The sequence below is a fragment of the Methylibium sp. T29-B genome (genome assembly GCF_000576225.1).
Taxonomy (GTDB): Bacteria; Pseudomonadota; Gammaproteobacteria; order Burkholderiales; family Burkholderiaceae_C; genus Methylibium; species Methylibium petroleiphilum.
This window is the reverse complement of sequence record NZ_AZSN01000007.1, coordinates 1-21,919: the sequence shown is the minus strand read 5'-3', so window position 1 is coordinate 21,919 and position 21,919 is coordinate 1. Positions and strand designations below refer to the sequence as shown.

23 protein-coding genes and 4 pseudogenes are annotated in these 21,919 nt (G+C 68.3%); 8 read left to right on the top strand and 19 right to left on the bottom strand.

Going from position 1 to position 21,919, the window contains the following annotated elements; all coding sequences use genetic code 11:
- Positions 1–36 precede the first annotated feature (36 nt).
- Genes serS through Y694_RS02345 form a run of 3 tightly spaced genes read right to left on the bottom strand, consistent with a single transcriptional unit; the run spans position 37 to position 2,831 of the window.
- Complete coding sequence (gene serS / locus Y694_RS02355) at positions 37–1,335, bottom strand: serine--tRNA ligase (RefSeq protein WP_036229517.1); 1,299 nt, start codon at positions 1,333–1,335, stop codon at positions 37–39.
- A gap of 45 nt (positions 1,336–1,380) precedes the next feature.
- Positions 1,381–2,370: a 4-hydroxy-3-methylbut-2-enyl diphosphate reductase gene (gene ispH, locus Y694_RS02350; RefSeq protein ID WP_051495514.1), complete on the bottom strand. Its 990-nt coding sequence runs from the start codon at positions 2,368–2,370 to the stop codon at positions 1,381–1,383.
- The gene (locus Y694_RS02345; RefSeq protein ID WP_036229516.1) at positions 2,370–2,831 is read right to left on the bottom strand and encodes a peptidylprolyl isomerase; all 462 of its coding nucleotides are present in this window, start codon (positions 2,829–2,831) and stop codon (positions 2,370–2,372) included. Before Y694_RS02345 ends, ispH begins: the two co-directional genes overlap by 1 nt.
- A gap of 50 nt (positions 2,832–2,881) precedes the next feature.
- Between Y694_RS02345 and radC the strand changes: the two genes are divergently transcribed.
- Both radC and Y694_RS02335 read left to right on the top strand, forming a co-directional pair.
- Entirely contained in the window at positions 2,882–3,550 is a 669-nt protein-coding gene (radC, locus tag Y694_RS02340; protein ID WP_011830279.1) for a RadC family protein, read from the top strand.
- On the top strand, positions 3,547–4,251 hold the full coding sequence (locus Y694_RS02335) for a Smr/MutS family protein (protein WP_011830280.1): 705 nt from the start codon (positions 3,547–3,549) through the stop codon (positions 4,249–4,251). Before radC ends, Y694_RS02335 begins: the two co-directional genes overlap by 4 nt.
- 21 nt (positions 4,252–4,272) lie before the next feature.
- Here Y694_RS02335 and Y694_RS02330 read toward each other — a convergent pair.
- From Y694_RS02330 to Y694_RS02320, 3 genes and pseudogenes are all read right to left on the bottom strand, one after another.
- Positions 4,273–4,682 (bottom strand): annotated as a pseudogene (locus Y694_RS02330) (group II truncated hemoglobin).
- 79 nt (positions 4,683–4,761) lie between these two features.
- On the bottom strand, positions 4,762–5,562 hold the full coding sequence (locus Y694_RS02325; RefSeq protein WP_011830282.1) for a MinD/ParA family protein: 801 nt from the start codon (positions 5,560–5,562) through the stop codon (positions 4,762–4,764).
- Between the two features lie 12 nt (positions 5,563–5,574).
- Positions 5,575–6,330: a GGDEF domain-containing protein gene (locus tag Y694_RS02320; RefSeq protein ID WP_011830283.1), complete on the bottom strand. Its 756-nt coding sequence runs from the start codon at positions 6,328–6,330 to the stop codon at positions 5,575–5,577.
- A gap of 148 nt (positions 6,331–6,478) precedes the next feature.
- Here Y694_RS02320 and Y694_RS02315 point away from each other — a divergent pair, with 148 nt between their 5' ends.
- The 3 genes and pseudogenes from Y694_RS02315 to Y694_RS02305 all read left to right on the top strand — a co-directional run bounded on the left by Y694_RS02315 (position 6,479) and on the right by Y694_RS02305 (position 9,197).
- Positions 6,479–7,345 carry a CheR family methyltransferase gene (locus Y694_RS02315; protein ID WP_011830284.1) on the top strand — a complete coding sequence of 289 codons (867 nt, stop codon included), beginning with the start codon at positions 6,479–6,481 and terminating at the stop codon, positions 7,343–7,345.
- Between the two features lie 25 nt (positions 7,346–7,370).
- Positions 7,371–8,054 (top strand): chemoreceptor glutamine deamidase CheD, encoded by a 684-nt coding sequence (gene cheD, locus Y694_RS02310; protein ID WP_036229514.1) that lies wholly within the window; start codon positions 7,371–7,373, stop codon positions 8,052–8,054.
- 55 nt (positions 8,055–8,109) lie between these two features.
- Positions 8,110–9,197 (top strand): annotated as a pseudogene (locus Y694_RS02305) (chemotaxis response regulator protein-glutamate methylesterase).
- A gap of 17 nt (positions 9,198–9,214) precedes the next feature.
- Here Y694_RS02305 and hemW read toward each other — a convergent pair.
- The 5 genes from hemW to Y694_RS02280 are packed head-to-tail and all read right to left on the bottom strand — an operon-like array spanning position 9,215 to position 13,737.
- Complete coding sequence (hemW, locus tag Y694_RS02300) at positions 9,215–10,468, bottom strand: radical SAM family heme chaperone HemW (RefSeq protein ID WP_011830287.1); 1,254 nt, start codon at positions 10,466–10,468, stop codon at positions 9,215–9,217.
- Positions 10,465–11,091 (bottom strand): RdgB/HAM1 family non-canonical purine NTP pyrophosphatase, encoded by a 627-nt coding sequence (rdgB, locus tag Y694_RS02295; RefSeq protein WP_011830288.1) that lies wholly within the window; start codon positions 11,089–11,091, stop codon positions 10,465–10,467. Before rdgB ends, hemW begins: the two co-directional genes overlap by 4 nt.
- A 10-nt stretch (positions 11,092–11,101) precedes the next feature.
- Positions 11,102–11,827 (bottom strand): ribonuclease PH, encoded by a 726-nt coding sequence (gene rph / locus Y694_RS02290; RefSeq protein WP_011830289.1) that lies wholly within the window; start codon positions 11,825–11,827, stop codon positions 11,102–11,104.
- A gap of 10 nt (positions 11,828–11,837) precedes the next feature.
- Positions 11,838–12,758: a PP2C family serine/threonine-protein phosphatase gene (locus tag Y694_RS02285; protein ID WP_011830290.1), complete on the bottom strand. Its 921-nt coding sequence runs from the start codon at positions 12,756–12,758 to the stop codon at positions 11,838–11,840.
- 10 nt (positions 12,759–12,768) lie between these two features.
- Positions 12,769–13,737, bottom strand: coding sequence for a serine/threonine-protein kinase (locus tag Y694_RS02280; RefSeq protein WP_011830291.1), 969 nt, complete (start codon positions 13,735–13,737; stop codon positions 12,769–12,771).
- Between the two features lie 43 nt (positions 13,738–13,780).
- Here Y694_RS02280 and Y694_RS02275 point away from each other — a divergent pair, with 43 nt between their 5' ends.
- Together Y694_RS02275 and Y694_RS02270 are read left to right on the top strand one after the other, a co-directional pair.
- Positions 13,781–14,689 carry a YicC/YloC family endoribonuclease gene (locus tag Y694_RS02275; RefSeq protein ID WP_036229511.1) on the top strand — a complete coding sequence of 303 codons (909 nt, stop codon included), beginning with the start codon at positions 13,781–13,783 and terminating at the stop codon, positions 14,687–14,689.
- Positions 14,690–15,054: 365 nt separating this feature from the next.
- A complete protein-coding gene (locus Y694_RS02270; RefSeq protein ID WP_409072460.1) occupies positions 15,055–16,227 on the top strand; it encodes a tyrosine-type recombinase/integrase in 1,173 nt (390 codons plus the stop codon).
- 7 nt (positions 16,228–16,234) lie between these two features.
- Here Y694_RS02270 and Y694_RS27015 read toward each other — a convergent pair.
- The 5 genes and pseudogenes from Y694_RS27015 to Y694_RS25315 form a co-directional block, all read right to left on the bottom strand.
- Positions 16,235–16,699, bottom strand: a pseudogene (locus Y694_RS27015) (hypothetical protein); the annotation flags it as partial.
- On the bottom strand, positions 16,689–17,141 hold the full coding sequence (locus Y694_RS02265; RefSeq protein ID WP_036229509.1) for a CFI-box-CTERM domain-containing protein: 453 nt from the start codon (positions 17,139–17,141) through the stop codon (positions 16,689–16,691). The pseudogene Y694_RS27015 and the gene Y694_RS02265, both read right to left, overlap by 11 nt.
- Positions 17,141–17,446 carry a hypothetical protein gene (locus Y694_RS02260; protein WP_036229508.1) on the bottom strand — a complete coding sequence of 102 codons (306 nt, stop codon included), beginning with the start codon at positions 17,444–17,446 and terminating at the stop codon, positions 17,141–17,143. Before Y694_RS02260 ends, Y694_RS02265 begins: the two co-directional genes overlap by 1 nt.
- Entirely contained in the window at positions 17,443–17,913 is a 471-nt protein-coding gene (locus tag Y694_RS25320) for a hypothetical protein (RefSeq protein WP_231497491.1), read from the bottom strand. The genes Y694_RS02260 and Y694_RS25320 overlap by 4 nt, the downstream gene beginning before the upstream one ends.
- On the bottom strand, positions 17,898–18,476 hold the full coding sequence (locus Y694_RS25315) for a PRTRC system protein D (RefSeq protein WP_231497490.1): 579 nt from the start codon (positions 18,474–18,476) through the stop codon (positions 17,898–17,900). Before Y694_RS25315 ends, Y694_RS25320 begins: the two co-directional genes overlap by 16 nt.
- 1,022 nt (positions 18,477–19,498) lie before the next feature.
- On the opposite strand from Y694_RS25315, the gene Y694_RS02250 reads away from it, so the two are divergent.
- Positions 19,499–20,614: an integrase domain-containing protein gene (locus tag Y694_RS02250; protein ID WP_051495512.1), complete on the top strand. Its 1,116-nt coding sequence runs from the start codon at positions 19,499–19,501 to the stop codon at positions 20,612–20,614.
- Positions 20,615–20,665: 51 nt separating this feature from the next.
- On the opposite strand, the gene Y694_RS02245 is transcribed toward Y694_RS02250, so the two are convergent.
- The 3 genes and pseudogenes from Y694_RS02245 to Y694_RS02240 form a co-directional block, all read right to left on the bottom strand.
- Complete coding sequence (locus Y694_RS02245; protein ID WP_197028713.1) at positions 20,666–21,340, bottom strand: tyrosine-type recombinase/integrase; 675 nt, start codon at positions 21,338–21,340, stop codon at positions 20,666–20,668.
- On the bottom strand, positions 21,283–21,675 hold the full coding sequence (locus tag Y694_RS24620; protein ID WP_197028712.1) for a site-specific integrase: 393 nt from the start codon (positions 21,673–21,675) through the stop codon (positions 21,283–21,285). Before Y694_RS24620 ends, Y694_RS02245 begins: the two co-directional genes overlap by 58 nt.
- Positions 21,672–21,919 (bottom strand): annotated as a pseudogene (locus Y694_RS02240) (integrase); the annotation flags it as partial. The pseudogene Y694_RS02240 and the gene Y694_RS24620, both read right to left, overlap by 4 nt.

Sequence of the window (21,919 nt, the reverse complement as noted above, 5' to 3'; positions counted from 1 at the left end):
GGTCTCGCTATCGCTAGCGAAGCCACGAATTGTAGCTCAGGCCACCAGCCTTTCGAGCCCACCGAGGTAGGGCCGCAGCGCCGCCGGGATCGTGATGCTGCCGTCGGCATTCTGGCCGTTCTCCAGCACCGCCACCAGCGCACGGCCGACGGCCAGGCCCGAGCCATTGAGGGTGTGCACCAGTTCGTTCTTGCCCTGCGCCGTCTTGTAGCGGGTCTGCATGCGGCGCGCCTGGAAGGCCTCGCAGTTGGAGCAGGAACTGATCTCGCGGTAGGTGTTCTGCGCCGGCAGCCAGACCTCAAGATCGTAGGTCTTGGCCGCACCGAAGCCCATGTCGCCGGTGCACAGCGTGATCACACGGTAAGGCAGCTCGAGCTTCTGCAGCACCGCCTCGGCGTGGCCCACCATCGCCTCGAGCGCGGCGTCGCTCTGCTCGGCGGTGGTGATCTGCACCATCTCGACCTTGTCGAACTGGTGCTGGCGGATCATGCCGCGCGTGTCGCGGCCGGCGCTGCCGGCCTCGGAGCGGAAGCAAGGGCTGTGGGCCGTGAGCTTGATCGGCAGCTGGTCGGCGGCCAGCACCTGCTCGCGTACGCTGTTGGTCAGCGAGATCTCCGACGTGGAGATCAGGTACTGCGTGGTGGCTTCGTCGTCGTCACCGCCGCGCGTGACCCAGAACATGTCGGCCTCGAACTTGGGCAACTGGCCCGTGCCCTCGAGCACCTCGCGGTTCACGATGTAGGGCGTGTAGCACTCGGCGTACCCGTGTTCCTGCGTCTGCACATCGAGCATGAACTGCGCGAGCGCACGGTGCAGCCGGGCCACCGGCCCGCGCAGAAAGCTGAAGCGTGCGCCGGACAGCTTGGCCCCGGTCTCGAAATCGAGCCCGAGCGGTGCGCCGAGGTCCACGTGGTCCTTCGGCGCGAAGTCCAGCGCGCGCGGCTGGCCCCAGCGGCGCACCTCGACGTTGGCGTGCTCGTCGGCACCGACCGGCACGCCGGCCTGCGGCAGGTTGGGCAACGCCATCAGCAGCGCGTTGAGCTCGCTCTGGATCACCTCCAGCCGCTCGGCGCTGGCCTTGAGCCCGTCGCCGATGCCGCCCACCTCGGCCATCACCGCCGCCGTGTCCTCGCCCTTGGCCTTGAGCTGGCCGATCTGCTTGGACAGGCTGTTGCGTCGTGCCTGCAGCTCCTCGGTACGGGTCTGGATGGCCTTGCGCTCGGCCTCGAGCGCGGTGAAGCGCTCCACGTCCAGGAAGGGCTGTGGCGACTTGCGCGTCTCGAGGCGCGCGACGACGCCCTCGAGGTCCTTGCGCAACAGGTTGATGTCCAGCATGGTGGGTGGCGGCGGGAAAAGGCTCGCGATTCTAGGGTTGCGGCGTCAGGCCACACCTTCCATCGATTTGTCGCCCAGCCCCAGGGGCAGCGGGAAGCGCACGGTTTCCTCCACGCCGGCCATCTTGCGCACCGACACCGCACCCAGAGCGCGCAGGCGCTCGATCACCTCGTGCACCAGCAGCTCGGGCGCCGAGGCGCCGGCGGTCAGGCCGACCCGGGCGGATCCCTCGAACCACTCGGGCCGCAGGTCGCTGGCGGAGTCGACCATGTAGGCCGGCGTGCCCAGGCGTTCGGCCAGCTCGCGCAGGCGGTTGCTGTTCGAGCTGGTCGGGCTGCCCACCACCACCACCACGTCGACCTGCGGCGCCAGCACCTTCACGGCGTCCTGGCGGTTCTGGGTGGCGTAGCAGATGTCCTGCTGCTTGGGCTCGCGCACGTGCGGAAAGCGGCGCTTCACGGCGGCCAGGATCTCGGCCGCGTCGTCGGTGGACAGCGTGGTCTGCGTCACCACCGCCAGGCGGTCGGGGCGCGTCACCCGCACCTGCGCCACGTCGTCGACGTCCTCGACCAGGTAGATGCCCTCGCTCAGCTGGCCCATCGTGCCTTCGACCTCGGGGTGCCCCTTGTGGCCGATCATGATGAACTCGTAGCCTTCCTTGTGCAGCTTGGCCACCTCGACGTGCACCTTGGTCACCAGCGGGCAGGTGGCATCGTAGACGCTGAAGCCGCGCGCCTCGGCCTCGTCGCGCACCGCGCGGCTCACGCCGTGGGCGCTGAACACCAGCGTGGCGCCGGGTGGCACGTCGGCCAGGTCCTCGATGAAGATCGCGCCCTTGGCCTTCAGGTCGTTGACCACGAAGGTGTTGTGCACGATCTCGTGGCGCACGTAGATCGGTGCGCCGAACTTGCGGATCGCGCGCTCCACGATCTCGATCGCCCGGTCGACGCCGGCACAGAAGCCGCGCGGCTCGGCCAGCAGCACGTCGGTCACGCCGCGTTCGGCGTCGTGGGACGGGCTCGTGTCCATCGTCATCACAGCACCCCGATCAGTTGCACCTCGAAGCTCAGCGGCTGGCCGGCGAGCGGGTGGTTGAAGTCGAACAGCGCCCAGTCTTCTTCGGGCGGGCCCAGCTGGCGCAGCACGCCGGCGAAGGCGCCCTGCCCGTCCGGCGTGGGGAACTGCACCACATCGCCGACGCCGTAGCGCTCGTCGGGGTCGCCGTGCGCGCGCAGCACCGACAACGCCACGCGCTGCAGCAGTTCGGGGTTGCGCTCGCCGAAGGCCTCGCCGGGGGCGAGCTGGAAGGTGGTGTGCGCGCCCTCGGCCAGGCCGATCAGGCGCCGCTCCACGGCCGGCGCCAGCTCGCCGGTGCCCAGCGACAGCGTGGCCGGCTTGTCGGAGAAGGTGTTGATCAGATCGGCACCGTCCGGGCCGGTGAGCCGGTAGTGCAGGGTCAGGAAGGACCCGGGCTGGACCTGTTGAGCGTTGACCACGGAGGTTTGCTTTCGCTTCGATAGACTGGGGTGGATTTTCGCACTGCACCGTGAAAGACCTTCCCGCCGACCTCCGACCCCGCGAAAAGCTGCTCGCCCGCGGCCCGGCGGCGCTGGCCGACGCGGAACTGCTGGCGCTTCTGCTGCGAACCGGGCTCAAGGGCCAGGGCGTGCTGCAGCTCGCGCAGGCGCTGCTCGATCGCTTCGGCGGACTCTCCGGGCTGCTGGCAACCGACACAGCCGAGCTCGGCAGCGTGAAGGGGCTGGGGCCGGCCAAGCGGGCCGAGCTGGCGGCAGTGCTGGAGATCGCCCGCCGCAGCCTGGCCTCGCGGCTGGCGCAGACGCCGGTGTTCGACTCGCCACAGGCCGTGAAGGACTACCTGCAGCTCCAGTTGGCCAGCAAGCCGCACGAGGTGTTCGCCGTGCTGTTCCTCGACACGCAGCACCGGTTGCTGGCCTTCGAGGAGCTGTTCCGCGGCACGCTGAATCAAGCGAGCGTGTACCCGCGCGAAGTGGTCAAGCGCGCGCTGGCGCTCAACGCCGCGGCGGCGATCCTGGCCCACAACCACCCGTCCGGCGTGGCCGAGCCCTCGCGTGCCGACGAGGCCCTGACACAGGCGCTGAAGGCCGCGCTGGCGCTGGTCGACGTGCGGGTGCTCGATCACTTCGTGGTGGCACGGGGCAGCGTGGTGTCGTTCGCCGAGCGGGGGCTGCTGTGAGTGCCGACCCGCCCGTTGGCCGGGCGCGCCGAACGCGCCGCAAGGCCGCCGCGCCGGTGGCCGGCAGCCTGCAGGACCTGAAGGCCCTGAAGCGCCGGATCGACGACGCCGCGCAAGAGCAGGCTCGGCTCGAGGCCGAGCAACGTGCCACAGAGGCGCGCCTGCGGCGCGAGCGCGACCTGTTCGCGCTCAGCGTCGGCCCGGTGTTTCCGCTCCAGCGCGCCGTGCGCGCGCCGGTGCCACGGCCCAAGCCGGAGCCCGTGCCGCTGCAACGCCAGCGTGACGAGCAGGCCGCGCTGCGCGAGGCGCTGTCCGACGAGTTCGATGTGGAGTCGCTGCTCGACACGGATGAAGCGCTGTCCTACCGCCGCAGCGGCGTGGGTATCGACGTCGTCAGGAAGTTGCGGCGCGGCGGCTGGGCCATCCAGGCCCATCTCGACCTGCACGGCCTGCGCCGGGACGAGGCCCGCGAGCGGCTCGCCGACTTCCTGCGCGAGGCCGGTCGGCAAGGCTTGCGTTGCGTGCGCGTGGTGCACGGCAAGGGCAATGGCTCACCGGGCCGGCAGGCCGTGCTGAAGGCCAAGGTGAGGACCTGGCTGGTGCAGAAGGCCGAGGTGCTGGCCTTCACGCAGGCGCGCGGGTCCGAAGGCGGCGCCGGCGCGCTCGTCGTGCTGCTCGGCGCGCCGCCTTCGTCGGTCTAGACCGAAGAGGAACCGCGGCCCTCAGGTGCCCCGGTTCCTCATCCAGTCGGCCGTGTTGGCGAACGAAGCTTGAGCCGCGAGACGAGCAAGGGGTCGAGCTCGCATTCGTGCATCGCCTGCTCCATGCAGGCCATCCACTGGTCACGTTCGCGCACGCCGATCGAATAGGGCAGGTGCCGCGCGCGCAGGCGCGGGTGGCCGAAGCGCTCGACGTAGAGATCCGGCCCCCCGAGCCAGCCGCACAGGAACCAGAACAGCTTGTCGCGCGAGCCGTCCAGCGTGCTCGGGTGCAGGCGGCGCAGGTCGTGGAAGCCGGGCTCCAGGTCCATCAGGTCGTAGAAGCGGTCGACGAGCGCGCGCACGGCGTGCTCGCCGCCGACCCATTCGTAGGGTGTCGCCGGGGCGGTGGATTCAGGAGGGGTCGTGGTCATTTCGGCCCGGAGCATAGCGTTTGCCGCGGGCGGGGCCGGCATGCGCCAGCGGCGGCGGCGCCCGGCGGACGCGGCAGGTTCAGGGGCTGAGCCGGGCCGCCAGCTGGCTCACCGCTTGCGCGGCGGGCGTGCCCGGCAGTGTCTCGACGACCAGTTGACGCTTCTTGACGGCGTCGCGGACCGAGGGGTCGAGCGGCACCTCGCCCAGCAGTTCCAGCCGCACCGGCGTGTCCACGGCCGAACTGACGAAACGGTCGATCACCTGCTGCAGTTGCAGCGCGACGCCCCGCCCGTCGCCGGCGCGCGGCACCTGGTTCACCACCAGCCGCAGTTCGCGCCGTGACTGCTGCATCGCCAGCACCTTGATGGTGGCGTAGGCATCGGTCATCGAGGTCGGCTCCGGCGTGGCGACGATCAGCACCTCGTCGGCCAGCGACACGGTGTAGAGCACCACGTCGGAGATGCCCGCGCCGGTGTCGAGCAGCACGATGTCGAAACGCGGCGTCACTTCCTCGATCACCGCGAGCAGCTTCTCGCGCACCTCGGGCGTCAGCCGCGAATATTCGACCAGTCCCGAGCCAGCCAGCAGCACCGAGAAGCCGCCGGGCGCCGGCAGCACCGCCTGCTCCAGCGTGGCATCGCTGGTGAAGACATCGTGCAACGTGATCTTGGGATGCAGGTTCAACACCACGTCGAGGTTGGCCAGGCCCAGATCGGCGTCGAGCACCAGCACGCGCAGGCCACGGCGCGCCAGCGCCGCCGCGAGATTGGCGGAAATGAAGGTCTTGCCGACCCCACCCTTGCCGCTGGTGACGGCCAGGATGCGGGCGCGCGGCGGCGCGTCGTTCGGCGCGGGTCGGTCGGTGGGAGCGGTGGTCATGGCGGTGAGGAGTTAGGAGGTGGCCGCCGCATCGTCGAGTGGCATCGGCAGACTGGGCGAGAACAGCATGCCGCGCTCTTCGGCACTGACGAGCGAGACGGCAGTCGGCTCGATGCACGTGCGGTTGCGGCCCTCGGCCTTGGCACGGTAGAGCTGGGCGTCGGCACGCTCGGTCCACAGGCGGGCCGACGAGCGCACCCATGGCGGAGCGAAGGCACCACCGGCGCTCAGGGTGACACTCAGCATGGTGCCCTGTGGCAACGGGACGGTGCGCGCCTCGACCGCTCGGCGCACGCGCTCGGCGGCCGCCTGGGCGAATGCCGGTGGGCAGTTGGGCAGCACGATCGCGAACTCCTCGCCGCCGTAGCGGGCCACGGTGTCCATCGGACGTACGCATTCCTGCAGCGTGCGCGCCACGGCCTGCAGCACCATGTCGCCGGCGGCGTGGCCGTAGGTATCGTTGACGCGCTTGAAATGGTCGATGTCGAGCAGCAGCACCAGTGCCGCCTCGCCCGAGCGGGCCACACGATCGGTCTCGCGCTCGAGCGCAAGGTCGAACTGCCGGCGGTTGGCCAGGCCGGTGAGGGCGTCTCGGCTGGACAGGTCGCACAGCGCGTCGACCAGCTGCTGCAGCCAGGTCGCGTCGCGCGGACCCGTCGACAGCGCGTGCCCGGCGCGCTGCAGCAGTTGCAGCGCGGTGTCGAGGTGGAGTCCGTCGGTGGGCAGGGGCGCGTCCGGCGGCGAGGGGCGGGAAGGCTTCACGATCACGGCAGTCTAGCGGGGGCGACACGGGCGTGAAGCTGCGAACTGCACCGCTTCCGCTCGGCTTCTTGCGGCCCGGTCGGCCGCTCAAGATCGCCAGACTTCCGCCGATAAACCTGACGATCCCCCTGCCACTGTCCGAACTCGCCCCATCATGAGCGCCGTGCTGTCATCCGTCCCGTCCGCTTCGCCGCCGGCCGGCGAACGCGAGTTCGATTTCGAAGCCGCCGACTTCCAGCGCGTCTGCGCCCTGATCTACCAGCGTGCCGGCATCAACCTGCAGCCGGGCAAGCAGGCCATGGTCTACAGCCGGCTGTCGCGCCGGCTACGCGACACCGGGCACCGCTCGGTCGGCAGCTACCTGCAGTGGCTGGAACAGCACACCGGCCCTGCCGGCGAGGCGGAGTGGCAGGAGTTCGTGAACTGCCTGACCACCAACCTGACGAGCTTCTTCCGAGAGGAGCACCACTTTCCGCTGCTGACGCAGGCGCTGCAGCAACGGCGTGGCCAGGCCGTGCGGATGTGGTGCAACGCGGCCTCCACCGGCGAGGAACCCTATTCGCTGGCGATGACGGTCATCGAGGCGCTGGGTTCCCAGCACAACGTCAAGCTCGTCGCCAGCGACATCGACACCAAGGTGCTGGCCACCGCGAGCCGCGGCGTCTACGACGCGGACTCTCGCGGCCTGAGCCCCGAACGGCTGCGCGCGCACTTCCTGCGCGGCAAGGGCGCCAACGCCGGCTCGATCCGCGTGAAGCCCGAACTGGCCCGCATGATCGAGTTCCGCGCCTTCAACCTGATGAGCAGCGCATGGGCGCTGGGAGACCCGTTCGACATCGTGTTCTGCCGCAACGTGATGATCTACTTCGACAACCCGACGCAGCGCCGCGTGCTGGAAGGCATCCACCGCGTGATGAAGCCGGGAGGCCTGCTGTTCGTCGGCCATTCCGAGAACTTCAGCGACGCGCGCGAACTGTTCCGCCTGCGCGGCAAGACGGTCTACGAGCGCGTGGATCGCTGAATTTCCCGACCCGCCCCCTGCCCTCATGCTCTCTTCCATCGCCCAGCCCACAGGCGCTGCCGCCGGCCCCGCGCGCGGCACCGGCCGCCCGTTCTCCCGCCTCGAGCAGTTGAAGGCCGCGCCGCGCAAGCCAGGCGAGGCCTCCTTTTTCTTCTTCGACGCCCACTTCAAGGCCGACGCCGTGAAGGTGTTGCCGGGCGAGTACTTCGTCCATGACGAAGATCTGCTGATCATGACCACGCTGGGCTCCTGCATCGCCGCCTGCCTGTGGGACCGCGAGCGCCGCATCGGCGGACTCAACCACTTCATGCTGCCCGACGGCGGCGGTGCGATGGAATCGGGCCGCTACGGTTCCTATGCGATGGAGTTGCTCATCAACGAGATGCTCAAGCGCGGCGCGAACCGCCTGACGCTCGAGGCCAAGGTGTTCGGCGGCGGCGCGGTGGTGAGCGGGATGAACACGCTCAACGTCGGCGAGCGCAACACCGCCTTCGTGCTGGACTACCTGAAGACCGAGCGCATCCCGGTGGTCAGCAAGGACGTGCTCGACATCTACCCGCGCAAGGTGTGCTTCTTCCCGGCCAGCGGCAAGGCGATGGTCAAGCGGCTGGCAGCGACCAACACCGACGCCCTGGTGGCGCAGGATCGCGCGGCCGCGAAGGCCGTGCTGCCGGCCACGGGCGGTGGGGGCTCGGTGGACCTGTTCTGAGCCGACCGGCGGCGACAGGACGGTGCATCGAGGACACAAGAACAGGGAGAACAAGATGGCGAAGATCCGTGTGGTGGTGGTGGACGATTCGGCGCTGGTGCGCAGCCTGCTCACCGAGATCATCAACCGCGAACCGGACATGAGCTGCGTCGGCGCGGCCAGCGACCCGATCGTCGCGCGCGAGATGATCCGCAACCTCGATCCCGACGTCATCACGCTCGACGTCGAGATGCCGCGCATGGACGGCATCGACTTCCTGTCGCGCCTGATGCGGCTGCGTCCCACACCGGTGGTGATGGTGTCCACGCTGACCGAGCGCGGTGCCGAAGTCACGCTGAAGGCGCTGGAACTGGGCGCCGTCGACTTTGTCGCCAAGCCGAAGATCGGCGTCGCCGATGGCCTGCGCCAGCTCGGCGCCGACATCACCGAGAAGATCCGCACCGCGGCCCAGGCCCGCGTGCGCAAGCTGGTCACGGCGCCGTCGCCGGCGCCCGGTGCCAGCGCACCGCGCGCGGCCGCGCCGGCCGCCAGCCTGGGCCTCTGTCGACCGAGAAGATTGTGTTCATCGGCGCTTCGACCGGCGGCACCGAGGCCACCAAGGAGGTGCTGATGGCGCTGCCGGCCGACGCCCCGGCCGTCGTGATCACCCAGCACATGCCACCCGGCTTCACGACCAGCTACGCGAACCGGCTCGACGGCCTGTGCCGCATCAGCGTGCGCGAGGCACGCGACGGCGAGCGCGTGCTGCCCGGGCACGCCTACATCGCCCCCGGCGGCCTGCACCTGAGCGTGGAGCGCAGCGGCGCCAACTACGTCGCCCGCGTGCAGGACGGTGAGCCGGTCAACCGCCACAAGCCCAGCGTCGAGGTGCTGTTCAAGAGCGCGGCCCGCGTGGTGGGCCCGAACGCCATCGGCATCATGCTGACCGGCATGGGCGCCGACGGCGCCAAGGCAATGCGTGAGATGCGCGACGCCGGCAGCTACAACCTGTGCCAGGACGAGGCGAGCTGCGTGGTGTTCGGCATGCCGCGCGAGGCCATCGCGGCCGGCGCGGCGCACGAGGTGCTGCCGCTGTCGCAGATCGCACCGCACCTGCTCGATCGCCTGCGCAGCACCGCGGGCCTCTCGCTCAACCGGGTCTGAGCTTCACGCGCGGCTGGCTACGGCAGGAACAGCGACTGCAGGTCGCTGAGGAAATCGAAGCCGCGCTCGGTCGGCCAGACACGCTGGAGATCGCGCTCGATCAGGCCCTTGGCCTCGGCCGCCTCCAGCCCGCGCTGGATCGCGGTCACCGCGAGGCCGGTGCGCTCGGCGAACCGGGCCAGTTCGAAGCCCTCCCTCAAGCGCAGCGCATTGAGCATGAACTCGAACGGCAGTTCCTGGCGCGCCACCTCGTGCTCGTTGGACACCGCCGCGCCCTCCACCGCCTGCCGCAGGTAGGCCGCCGGCTCGCGCCAGCGGGTCTGGCGCAGGACGCGGTGCGCGAAGCTGAGCTTGCTGTGAGCACCGGCCCCGATGCCCAAGTAGTCGCCGAACTGCCAGTAGTTGAGGTTGTGCTGGCAGCGGTGGCCGGGCCGCGCATAGGCCGAGACTTCGTAGCGCCCCAGGCCCGCTGCGGTGGTGAGTTCGGTGATGCGATCGAGCATGCCGAAGGCGGTGTCGTCGTCGGGCAGACCGGCCGGCGGGCGCGACGCGAACTGGGTGTTCGGCTCCAGCGTCAGGTGGTAGACGCTCAGGTGCGGCGGCTCGAAGGTGAGCGCCTGCCGCACGTCGGCCTCGCAATCGGCCAGGCTCTGGCCTGGCAACGCGTACATCAGGTCGAGGTTGAAGGTGTCGAAGGCCGAGCGCGCTTCCTCGACAGCCGCCAGGGCCTGGGCGCGATCGTGCACCCGGCCCAGCGCCTTCAGCTTGGCGTCGTCGAAGCTCTGCACGCCGATCGACAGACGCGTCACGCCGGCCGCGCGGAAAGCGCGGAAGCGCTCCCGCTCGAAGGTGCCCGGGTTGGCCTCGAGCGTGATCTCGCAGCCGGGCTCCAGCGGCAACCGGGCGCGCACGTCGGCCAGCAGTTGCCCGATCGCGTCGGGCGAGAACAGGCTGGGCGTGCCGCCGCCGATGAAGACGCTGACCACGCGCCGGCCCCAGACCAGCGGCAGAGCCCCCTCCAGGTCGGCGCGCAGCGCGTCGAGGTAGCGCGACTCCACTCCGGCGTCGAGCGCACGGCCTGTTCCAGCCCCGGGCCTGTCGGGCCGGAGCATGGGCGCCGTCGTCAACTCATGCGAGTTGAAATCGCAGTAGGGGCACTTCTTCAGGCACCACGGCAGGTGGACGTACAGCGCCAGCGGCGGCAAGGCCGCCAATTGCAGCGTGCCGGCGCGCTGGTGCAGCGCCGCGACGTCGATAGCTCGCGTGTTCACGCGAGCCAGTGTGCGCGCATCAGCGCAAGCATGTCGCGCGCGGCGAGAGCCCGGTGGCTGCAGCGGCTCTTCTCTTCGGCCGGCATCTGCGCGACGCTGCGGCCGAGCGCCGGGATGAACATCAGCGGGTCGTAGCCGAAGCCGGCCTCGCCGCGCGGCGCGTCGAGGATTTCGCCCTGCCAGCGGCCGAAAGCGATCAGCGGCTGGGGATCGTCGGCATGGCGCAAAGCGACCAGGGTGCTGACGAAGCTGGCGCGCCGGTCCGCCTGCCCTTGCAGTCGATCGAGCAGCAGCGCGTTGTTGGCGGCGTCCTGCACTGCACGCTGTGCCTCGCGATCGGCGGCCGGCAGCACGACCGTCGCGTAATGGGCCGAAACGACCCCGGGAGCGCCCCCCAGCGCATCGACACACAGGCCGGAGTCGTCGGCGATCGCCGCACAGCCCGCCTCTGCAGCGGCGTGCCGCGCCTTGGCCAACGCGTTCTCGACGAAGGTGTGGTGCGGCTCCTCGGCCTCGGCGATGCCCAGCGAACCCTGCGTCACCAGTTCGATCGGCAGCGCGGCGAACAGCCGCTGCAGTTCGACCAGCTTCTTCGCGTTGTTGGAGGCCAGGACCACGCGCACGGCGGGGACCTCAGTCCTTCAACGCCGCGGCCTGGGCCGCGACCAGGGTACGGATGCCCTGCTCGGCTAGCGCCAGCAGCCGGTCCATCTCGGCGCGACTGAAGGCAGCGCCTTCGGCGGTACCCTGCACCTCGATGAAGTGGCCGGCACCGGTCATCACGACATTCATGTCGGTATCGCAGGCGGAGTCCTCGATGTACTCGAGATCCAGCAGGGGCGTGCCCTGCACGATGCCGACGCTGACCGCTGCCACCGGCTCGCGGATCGGCGAGGCCCCGATCTTGCCCTGCGCCAGCAACCAGGTCACCGCGTCGTGCGCCGCCACGTAGGCGCCGGTGATCGCCGCGGTGCGCGTGCCACCGTCGGCCTGCAGCACGTCGCAGTCGAGGTGGATGCTGCGCTCGCCCAATGCCTTCAAGTCGAACACCGCACGCAGCGAGCGACCGATCAGGCGCTGGATCTCCTGCGTGCGACCGCTCTGCTTGCCGCGCGCGGCCTCACGGTCGCTACGCGTGTGGGTGGAGCGCGGCAACATGCCGTACTCGGCGGTGACCCAGCCCTCGCCGGAGCCGCGCTTGTGCGGCGGCACCTTCTCCTCGACCGAGGCCGTACACAGCACCTTGGTGTCGCCGAAGGCGATCAGCACCGAACCCTCGGCGTGCTTCGTGTAGCGGCGGGTGATGGTGAGCGGGCGCAAAGCGTCCGCTGCACGGGCTTGCGTGCGTTCGAAACCCATGGCGGGCCTTTCAGTGCTTCTTGGATTCGGACGAGCGCCGGATGGCCTCGTTGATCTCGCGGATCGAGCGGTCGATCTCGGCTTCGTCCAGCTCGTCGGGTTCGCCGGAGCCGGCGCCGACACTGGCCTGGATCGTGGAGGCGAACACCTCCTCGCCCAGGGTCTGGGTGGATATGGCCTGGTCCGGGACGGCATTCTCCGCCGCCTCCCACTCGACCGAGAGCACGGTCACGTTGTCGCTCTTCGGCCCCCCCTTGCGCAGGGCCTGCTCGACGAGTTCAGGCACGGCGTCGGAGATCGAGCGCGTGGCGAGCTGCTCGGTGATGGTGTCGTCACTGATGCTGCCCCACAGACCGTCGGAGCAGAGCAGCAGGCGATCGCGCTTCTGCAGGATCAACGGCCCCACGGTATCGACGACGGGCTTGCCCGGGCTGCCCAGACAAGTGAACAGCACATTGCGGTTGAAGCGCTCGCCCATCGGCACAACCTGCGCCATCGTGTCCTGCAGCTCGGAATAGCTGTGGTCGCGGGTGCGGGCGATGAGCTTGTCGCCGCGAACCAGGTAGAGCCGGGAATCACCGCAGTGCGCCCAGTAGGCGGTGTTGCCCTGCAGAACGCAGGCGACAATGGTGGTGCGTGGCGTGTCGATCAACGCCTTCTCGGTGGCGTAGCGGATCAGCTGGTGATGGCCCGCGATGATGGCATCGTGCAGGAAGCGCATCGGGTCCTTCAGCACCGGCTTGGCATCGCGCTGGAACATGGCGGCCAGCGTCTGCAGCGCGAGCTGCGAGGCGACCTCGCCCTCCGGGTGCCCTCCCATGCCGTCGGCCAGCGCGAACAGCCCCGAATCCCGCGTGTAGCAATAGCCCATGCGGTCTTCGTTCTTCTCGCGGCCGCCCTTGCGGCTGATCTGGTAGACGGAGAACCTCATGCGGCGATCCTCACGCCTTCGCGCCGGTCTTGATGTTTTCGAGCTGCAGCTTCAGCCGCTCGCTGAAACTGAGCTTGGTATAGCGGCGCTCGGTCTCGCGTGCCAGTTCCTTCTGCAGCGCGAACACGCTCTGCGGGCGCGACAGCGGGTCGAGCGACATGCACCATTCGGTGACTTCGATCAGGTTGTCGGAATACACATTGCGCAAGCGCGACAGCGAAAGCCCGAGGCGGTCCTTCTCGATGCGCTGCGGCGCGTCGTTCGGCGGATAGCCCTGCATGCAGGCGTAGATGCACGCGCCGATCGCGTAGATGTCGGTCCAGGGGCCGAGCGTGCCATCGCGCCGGTACATCTCAGGCGCAGCGAAACCCGGCGTGTACATGGGACGGATGAAATTGCCTTCCTTCGACAGCACCTCGCGGGCCGCGCCGAAGTCGAGCATGACCGCCTTGTTGTCGTTCGTGATGAAGATGTTCGCCGGCTTGATGTCCAAGTGCAGCATCTTGTGCTGATGCACGATGCGCAGTCCACGGAGGATCTCGTCGAACAGTGAACGAATCGTCGATTCCCTGAAAACCTTGTCGCGCTTCAGGTCGCGTGCCGTGACGATGAAGTCCTGAAGGGTGTCGCCCTGCAGGTAGTTCATCACCATGTAGACGGTCTCGTTCTCGCGGAAGAAGTTCAGCACCGAGACCACGCTCGGGTGGCTGATCTGCGCGAGCGAACGGCCTTCCTCGAAGAAGCTCTTCAAGCCCAGGCGGTACAGCGGCTGCTTCTCGGGTTTGACTCGGGGCGTGAGTTCACCCACCGAACGTTCGGCCAGCGAGGCGGGCAGGTATTCCTTCAGCGCGATCAGCCGCCGCTCGCTGTCTTCGCAGAGATAGACGACACCAAAGCCGCCGGCCGCCAACTTCTTGATGACCTGGTAACCCCCGACCACGGTGCCCGCAGGCAGTGGCGCGGGTTTCAGCTTTGACATAATCGGATTTTGCAATGCGATAAGTTCGATGGCAGTTTACAGCATGACCGGTTATGCAAGCGCATCGACCGGGGCCTCCGCCACAGGGGAAAACGCCAGCGAGAGCGGGCACGGTCCGTTCGCCGGGGTGATGGTGGAATTGCGCTCGGTCAACAGCCGCTTCCTGGACATCGCATTTCGCATGCCTGACGAAATGCGCGCGCTGGAACCGGCGCTGCGTGAGCTGATCACCGGCCAGCTGCGGCGCGGCAAGATCGAGTTGCGGCTCGCGACGCGGGACGACGCCGGCACCGCTTGGCCCCAGCCGCAGACCGATCAGCTGCACACGCTGTCGCGCCTGGAAAACACCGTGCAATCGTGGCTGCCGAACGCCCCGCCGCTGACGGTGCACGAGGTGCTGCAGTGGTGCCGCGGCGCGGCGCCGGCGGTGCGGCTCGACGACGCGGCGCTCGATGCCGCCCGGCGCGCCGTGACGGGGCTGGTCGAAGCGCGCGCGCGCGAGGGCGAGAAGCTCGTTGTGGTGCTGATGCAGCGCGTCCACCGCGTGCGGCAGCTGGCCAGCGATGCCCAGCCGCTGGTGCCGCAGGTGGTGCAGCGCCAGCAGCAACGCTTCTTGGAGCGCTGGCAGGAAGCCCTGGCATCGAGCGGTGCTGCGCAGACCCTGCCGCAGCAGGCACTGCAGGAACGCGCCCTGAACGAGGCGGCCGCTTATGCCATCCGGATCGACGTGGCCGAGGAGCTGGCGCGGCTCGGCGCCCACCTCGACGAGATCGAACGTCTGTTGAAGGCCGGTGGCGAGCTCGGCAAGCGCCTGGACTTCCTGATTCAAGAGTTGCAGCGCGAGGCCAACACGCTGGGCTCGAAGTCGGCCGCATTGGAGCTGACGCAGATCTCCGTGGAGATGAAGGTCGCGATCGAGCAGATGCGCGAGCAGGTGCAGAACATCGAGTAGTGGTTCAAGGGGTGCGATGCCACCCCAAAGGGCCTCGTAAGCCGTTGATTTCGTGTGGAACGTAGTGCCAGGAGGTAGCAGGACTTCCCAGTGAAGCGCATGTTTTGTGTGGGGGAAAACGTGGGGGGAACGCATCCGCCCCCGAGGCGCGCGACGCCTCCCGATTTTCCCCCCACGGATCGGGCTGGAGGCCGCGCGATGACTGGGACCGCTACGGACAAGACACTGAAGGCTGGCTCGCCGCCGGGCCCGTCGACAAGGGTATCGGCGAAGGCCTTACCTTCTTCGCTACCGAGGCCGGGGCCCGGCTCGGCAAGGCCTCCTGGGTCCTGAGGTACCGGTGGGCCGGGAAGAACAAGGAGAAGGTGCTCGGCCGCTATCCCGACATCTCCTTGAAGGACGCCCGCGAGCTCGCCAGGCGAGACCGGGTGCAGCTCCAGCAAGGCGTCGACGTTGCGGTCGCCAAACGCGCCGAGAAGCAAGCGGCTGCCGATCGCGCCGATGTCCGTTCGCTCGGACAACAGTGGTACCAGCGTCACATCCTTCCCCGATACAAGTACCCCGAGGTGGTCGAACGGGTCATTCGCCTGCACATCAACCCGGTGATCGGGCGGCTGTCGGTCGATCAGATCCGCCCTTCTCACATCGACGACGTGCTGACTCGGATCGTTGCAAAGGGAGCGCCGACCGTCGCGAACGACGCCCTGCGCTACCTGTTCCGCATGTTCCACTTCGCTGTCAAGCAGCGCTGGATCGAGGTCAACCCCGCGAGCGGATTTGAGCAGTCGGACGCTGGGGGAACGGAAATTCCGCGGGGGCGGTGGCTCGATCGGGACGAACTCATCAAGCTAGCTCGCGCGATGCGCATGACCCTCAACTTCGGGCGCGTCAACGAGCTGTCGATCTGGCTCTTGCTGGCGCTTTGCGTGCGCAAGATGGAACTGCTGTCGGCCCGGTGGGGCGAGTTCGATCTCGACGTAGGGGTCTGGCGCCTGCAGCCCTCGCGCACGAAGAAGCGCACGGCCATCGACATCCCGCTTGCGCCGCTGGTCGTTTCCTGGTTACGTGAACTTCAGGTGCACGCCGCGGGCAGCGCATATCTGTTTCCGGCACGTCGCCTCGTCCACATGAAGGCCGGTGTCCCCCGAAAGAACCGGTTCGAGCACGTCAGCCCCGACACCCTGATCGTGGCCTTGCGGCGACTTGAACTGGTCGACGTTGAGCACTTCACCGTGCACGACATGCGAAGGACGGCGCGCACGCACTTGGCCGCGCTCGGGGTCGACCGTTTCGTCGCGGAACGCGCTTTGAATCACAAGGTGCGAGATGTCGAGGGCATCTACAACCAGTACGACTACTTCGCGGAACGGAAGCACGCACTGGAGCGCTGGGCTGGCGTGCTCGAGGCGATCAGTCTCCAGGTCCGAGAACCCGCCTCGTTGGTACCTCCGAAAAGCCATGCCCGTCCACAGACATCCGACCAGGATGGCAGCGTTTCCGATAGGAACAGCCGGCACACAGCCGCGGGTGAGAAGTAAAGCGCGGCGTACGCAGTCCGTTGAGAAGCTGCTCGCGCCTTCGTGCAAGGGCTCTAACCACGTCTCGAGACAGCAGACGCACCGGCAGCGGTGTGCGTACGCCATTCGATTCCACGACGACGAAGGCCACCGGCGAGACCTGTTCACCGGTCTCGCTCGACAACGCATGTCGCTGTGCCGACAGCTCGACGACGTCCGAAGGGTACGCCTTGACTTGCGCCCGGGTCTTCAGCTCCACAAGGGTGATCTGCCCTCGGCGGCTTCGGTACGCCCGATCGACTCTCGCCACCATAAGCGGGTGCTCTCGGGACCGAAACGTACGCTCCACGTAGACAAGGGCGTCGTCTTTAAGTTGCTCTGGCAGCAAGTCCTCTGCGCGGACATGCCGGCCGCGCTTTCCGCGAACAATCGCCCAGACGCCGGCGAAGACTGCTGCAACGACCAGAACCGCGTACCAAACCTCATCTGACACGTCTGCCCTCCGAGACGTCAAGGCTGAGTGAGGCTACCCACACCAATGGCTTCAGCACCGTTCGAACAACAGCCTGCAGCCTCGGCTCGCGCGCCATGGCCCGGCAGATCAAGGGGGCCACGCTGTAATACCCGAGGATCACACGTCGGCCCGCGCGCGTGTGACGCAGGAACCGATCGCGGAATTGCCGCAGAACTCGCGTCTCCGGCCCCTCGCCGAAGACATGCGTGGCAATGAAGCAGCGGCCGACCCGCGCTGCTTCCGACTCCCCTTCCGACGCGAACTTCCGGTGCACCCGCAGCCCACGTTGCAGGGCCGCCCTCTGCTCGCGCGTTGGGCGCTTTCCCTCGAAGTGCTCGAACACGAACAACTGCTCGCAGACTGCCATCTGCGATAACGCTGACGCGCTGACCGCGCGCTTCGCCTTGCGCTGGCGCCGCATCAATCCTCCGCTCCGCCCGCGCTGACCTCGAACGCCTGGCTGGTCTGGCGCGCCACAGCTGGGTCCACGCCGACATGCCGTAGCGCCTTTGGCGCGGCCGCCATCGGCACCGGCACCTGAATGGTCATGCCCAAAGTCCACTGCTGTGCCAGCAGGCCCTCATGGGCGAGGAATCGCAGCCGATTGACGCGCTTGGGCCCCTTGTTGAATCGCATCAGGTCGTCGAACAGCCGCGGGTTGTCGTCGCGCGACAGTTCGAAAAGCAGCCGGACGCTCTGATCTGTCTTCGTGTCGACGGCACTCATGCCCTGCCCCCTTCCGCCACCACAACGCCCGTGCCCTGCGTGGCCGCAGCCACATAGTTGGAACCTGCGATCTGATAGCCGCGCACGTTGGCGTACATCGGCTCCTTGACCTCCAGCACCTCGTGCGATGCGAACGCCTGCATGACCGCCTTGCGGAACAGGAACGCACCGCCGCCGACCAGGATCACGTTGCGCACGTCGTAGGCGGGGCCGATGCGCCGCATCATGGCCGCGACGGCCTGTCGGGCGATGCTCTCCACCATCGGCTTCATGCGTGAGAGCTGATAGGTCTTCTGGTACACGTTCAACGCCTTGCCGGTCCTCAGCGCGTGGTCGATGCTGTCCAGGCCGGTGTAGGTAGAGCCGATCTCCACGCTGACGTCGTCCGCGATGAGGTTCAGGATGTCGGCCACGCCGCGGTCGACGGAGTGGCTGCGCTTGTGCGACAGCCTCATGCCGCGCGCCACCAACCAGTCGAAGGTGCGAGAGCCGGGTCGATCACCAGACTTTGTTCGTCCTGCATCGCGAGCACGCGGTCGTGCTGGTCCGCATAGTCGATCAGCGCGCCATGCGGCTGGGCCATCGCCAGTGCCTTGCGCACGTGGACGGTCTTGCCACCGCCCACGTCGTGCCGGCCGGTCATCAGCTTTTCGAGCGCGGCCTTGTCGGCGGCGAAGGTCGCCACGGGCAGGCCGACCACGAGCAGGTCGATGTGTTCGACCCTCATCGAGCGCATGGCGCCGCGGGCTAGTGCCAGGTACTCCGGCGTGTCGATGTAGCGGTGGTGGATCTGCGTGGCGCGGAATCCGTCGCCCGCGAGGACCACGTCGGGGCCGACCTCGTAGAAGACGCCCTTGATCGGGATCGCGAAGGTCCGACGGCGCTCCGCGCCCAGCGATGCCGACGGGTCACGCGTGCTGAGGCAGGCCAGTGAAGGGAAGCGGGCGCAGCGGATGTCCGAGGCGCTCCCGCCGACCGTGAACTTGGTGTAGCCGAAGCCGACGTCGATGGCTCTGACGACTGCTGTCATGGAGTTCCTCCAACAGGTTCAGTGAAGACCGCCCAGCATCGGACGGCCGATGGCTCGCTTCCAGGCGGAAGATCGTCCAACCCGGCGCGCTATCGCGATCAGGTCGCGCGCCACGACGACCTCGGTGGAACGCGGCTCTCGCTGCACTCCCACCTCGCCGCCGCCGCACCGGTGCTTCCGCAAGTCGCTCCACGGTCGCACCCGACTCGGTCCCGTCAAGTGCCGCAGTCGCGCGAATGGCCCGCCAGACACTCCTGTCCTGGTCCTTCGGAGGCAGAGGTAGGAAGAAGGCTTGTCAACCCCTCTCGCTCTGCGAGCCGACCTCGATCACGGCGCGCTAATCGGCACATTTCGAGCTTGAGGTCCGCGTCGCGCTGGCACATGATTGCGGTGCGTCAAGCCGGTAGCTTCCACACCGGGCACAGTGCACAGTCGCTGCGTCGAAGGAAGCCCATCAGTACGGTGACCTCGGTCGCCGAGGGCTAAGAGCCCCGGATCCATGCGGACTCGATCCGCCAAGTTCACCCACCAGCCGCCATGGCCCCCGAGGCCGTGGATTGCGGCGTGCCCACAGGCACCCGCCTCCTTTCCCCCGACGTTCCAGCATCACGCGCCGCGGCCGCCTCGAGCGACCGCGACCCACGGCACACCGGCTTGACCGGTATCCGTGGGACCTGCGTGAACGGACCGCCCACCGCGTTGGCTGCGGTGGTGCCTTTCGGTCCGGTTGAACGTCCGCGTGCGGCCCCTCGATGGGCCGACGTACGGGTGACGCCCGCACACCATGCCGCGCCCGCCCTCGGCCCCTGCCGAGTTGGCGTCGCGGTCCGCCCCGAGCGGACAGCCACGCGTGTACGCACCGTGTGCAAGGCGATCACTTTTACGAAGGCCTGGACGGTGCTGCCGTCCGAACCCGAGGCAACCGCGCGTGGGGGACGCGCAACCGACTCGATGCCTGGCTCGGCACCTGTCGGTCTCTCAACGGGCCGTCAATTTCGATTCACCGGCACCCGGAGGTCGCCATGTCCCAAACCGATCCGCTCACCGTCGATCTCGACACCCTGCCGCTGCAGCCGCAGCGGTGCATGCACGTGCTGGCGCTGATCCTGCGCCGGTACAACTGGCAGCACGCGGTCAAGGCCAAGAACATCGGGCATCGCACCGCCCAGTCGCGTGGCCGGCTTTGCGTGTGGGTGTTCCGGTTTCTGCACCACAACCCGGTCAAGGCCTTCAAGCTCGACCCGCGCTCGTTCAGCGGTCGCCATGCCGACTTCGTGCTGGCGCACTGGTGCGCCGAAGCCAAGGCCGGCCGCCTGGCGCCGGGCACGATCCCGACGTACTACTCGCACCTCAAGACCTTCACCCGCTGGATCGGCAAGCCCAAGCTGCTCAAGCCCATCCGGGCGTACTTCGACGACCCCGCGCTGTACCGCCGTAGCGGCATCACGACGAACGACAAGTCGTGGCGCGCCCTGGGCATCGATGTCGCGTCGGTGATCCGCGATGTCGAGGACTACGACGTGCACGCGGCGGCAAGCCTCTGGCTGATGCTCGCCTTCGGGCTGCGGTTCAAGGAGAGCCTGATGCTGCGTCCGCACGTCGACGTGGCGACGGCGCGCCAGGCAAAGGGCGATTCAGGATCGGATGGGGAGGACTGGAGCGGAACGGTCCAGTACCTCGACACCCACCGCGGCACGAAAGGCGGGCGGCAGCGCTACGTGCCGATCGACGATGCCTTGTGCCGCCATGCGGTCACCTACGCCTGCCACGTCGCCAAAGGCACGCAGGGCAGCGTCGGCGACCCGAACCTGACGCTGGTTCAGGCGCTGCGCCGGTTGCGCTACGTGATGGAGCGCTTCGGCATCACGAAGCGCGATCTGCGCGTGGTTCCGCATGGCCTGCGACACCAGTTCGCCGCCAACCGCTACACCGAGCTGACCGGCTCGCTGCCCCCGGTGGCCGGCGGCCAGGGAGTCGCGGCGGACGCCGACAGCGCCGCGCGGCAACACGTGTCCGCCCTGCTCGGCCACGGTCGGCCGCAGATCACGAACGCGTATTTAGGTTCGTCCGCGGTTATGCGCAGCAAGGACCGGACGGCCCCGACTCCCAAGGAACCCGGAGACCCCGTCTGCGCATAACACCTCGCAGCCCAGCCCCTGCTGGGTCTGCGAGGCAGGCCTGGCGCCGGCCTACAGCGAGCGCAGCCAGTCCAGCAGCGACTTGCTCTGCTGCCAGGACGGCAACGCCGCCGATGGCGACTCGCCAGCCACCTTCTCCAGCGCGCGTCGCTTCATCTCCAGGTTCGCCCTGGCGTAGATCTGCGTCGTCTTCACGTCCACGTGCCCGAGGAAGTCGCGGATCATCTCCAGCGACACGCCGCTCTGCAGAAGGTGCATGCCCTTCGTGTGCCGCATGCTGTGGGGGCTGATCTTCTGCGTGAAGCCGGGGACCGCCGACCGGGCGGCCTGCACGTGGCAGTGCGGCAGGTACCGCAGGCCCGACCTCGACAAGCGCCAGCCCTGGCGGTTCTGGAACAGAGGCAGATGGCCTCGCTCGGGCCGGTCAAGATCGTTCTCCCGCAGATGGTCGCGCAGCAGCCGAGCCGTGGCGTCCATCAGGGGCACCACGCGCACCTTGCGTCCCTTGCCCAGGAGCCGCACCTGGGCCGGCGTCGTCAGGCGCACGTCGTGTGCGTTCAGATCGATCAACTCTTGCGCCCGGGCGCCGGTGTCGTACAACACGCTGAGCATCACCGCGTCGCGCCGGCCGGCCGGCGTGGTCGGATCGGGGTGCGCCAGCACCTGCGTCAGCTCGTCCTTGGACATGTAGGCCACCGGCACCTGGACGTGGCGCCGCAGCGGCATCGCATGATCTTCTGGCACTGCAACATCCGCTCCGGTACCTCCGACTGCACGTAGCGGAAGAACGCGTGCAGCACGGCCAGCCGCTGGTTCAGCGTACGGATCGAACACTTCCGCTCCTGCGCCAGGTGATCGAGGAACGCCTCGACAAAGGCCACGTCGATGTAGGCCAAGGACAGGCGCTCGACGGCGATGCCGCGGCCGTCACGGCCGAAGCGCAGCACCAGCGTGAACACATCGCGGTAGGCCTTGATCGTGTTCGGGCTCAGGTTGCGCTGGCCGGCGAGATAGCGCGTGAGAAAGTTCGTCACGTGCAGGGAGAGGTCGGTCGGCTTCATGACGACCTCCAGGGCCTGCGCGGAATGACGTCGCTGAAGGCGGCGTCCGATCGCGAGACGATCTCCGGGTACAGCTCGGCGGTCATCTGCAGGTAGTCCTGGGCGCCGTCGATCGAGGCGTGGCCGAGGTAGGTGGCCAGCACCGGCATCCTGGCCTGCAGATCGGCGCCCTCGCGGTACCAGCGCAGCAGCGTGTGCACGGCGAAGGTGTGCCTCAGGTCGTGAAGCCGAGGCCTGTGCGCGC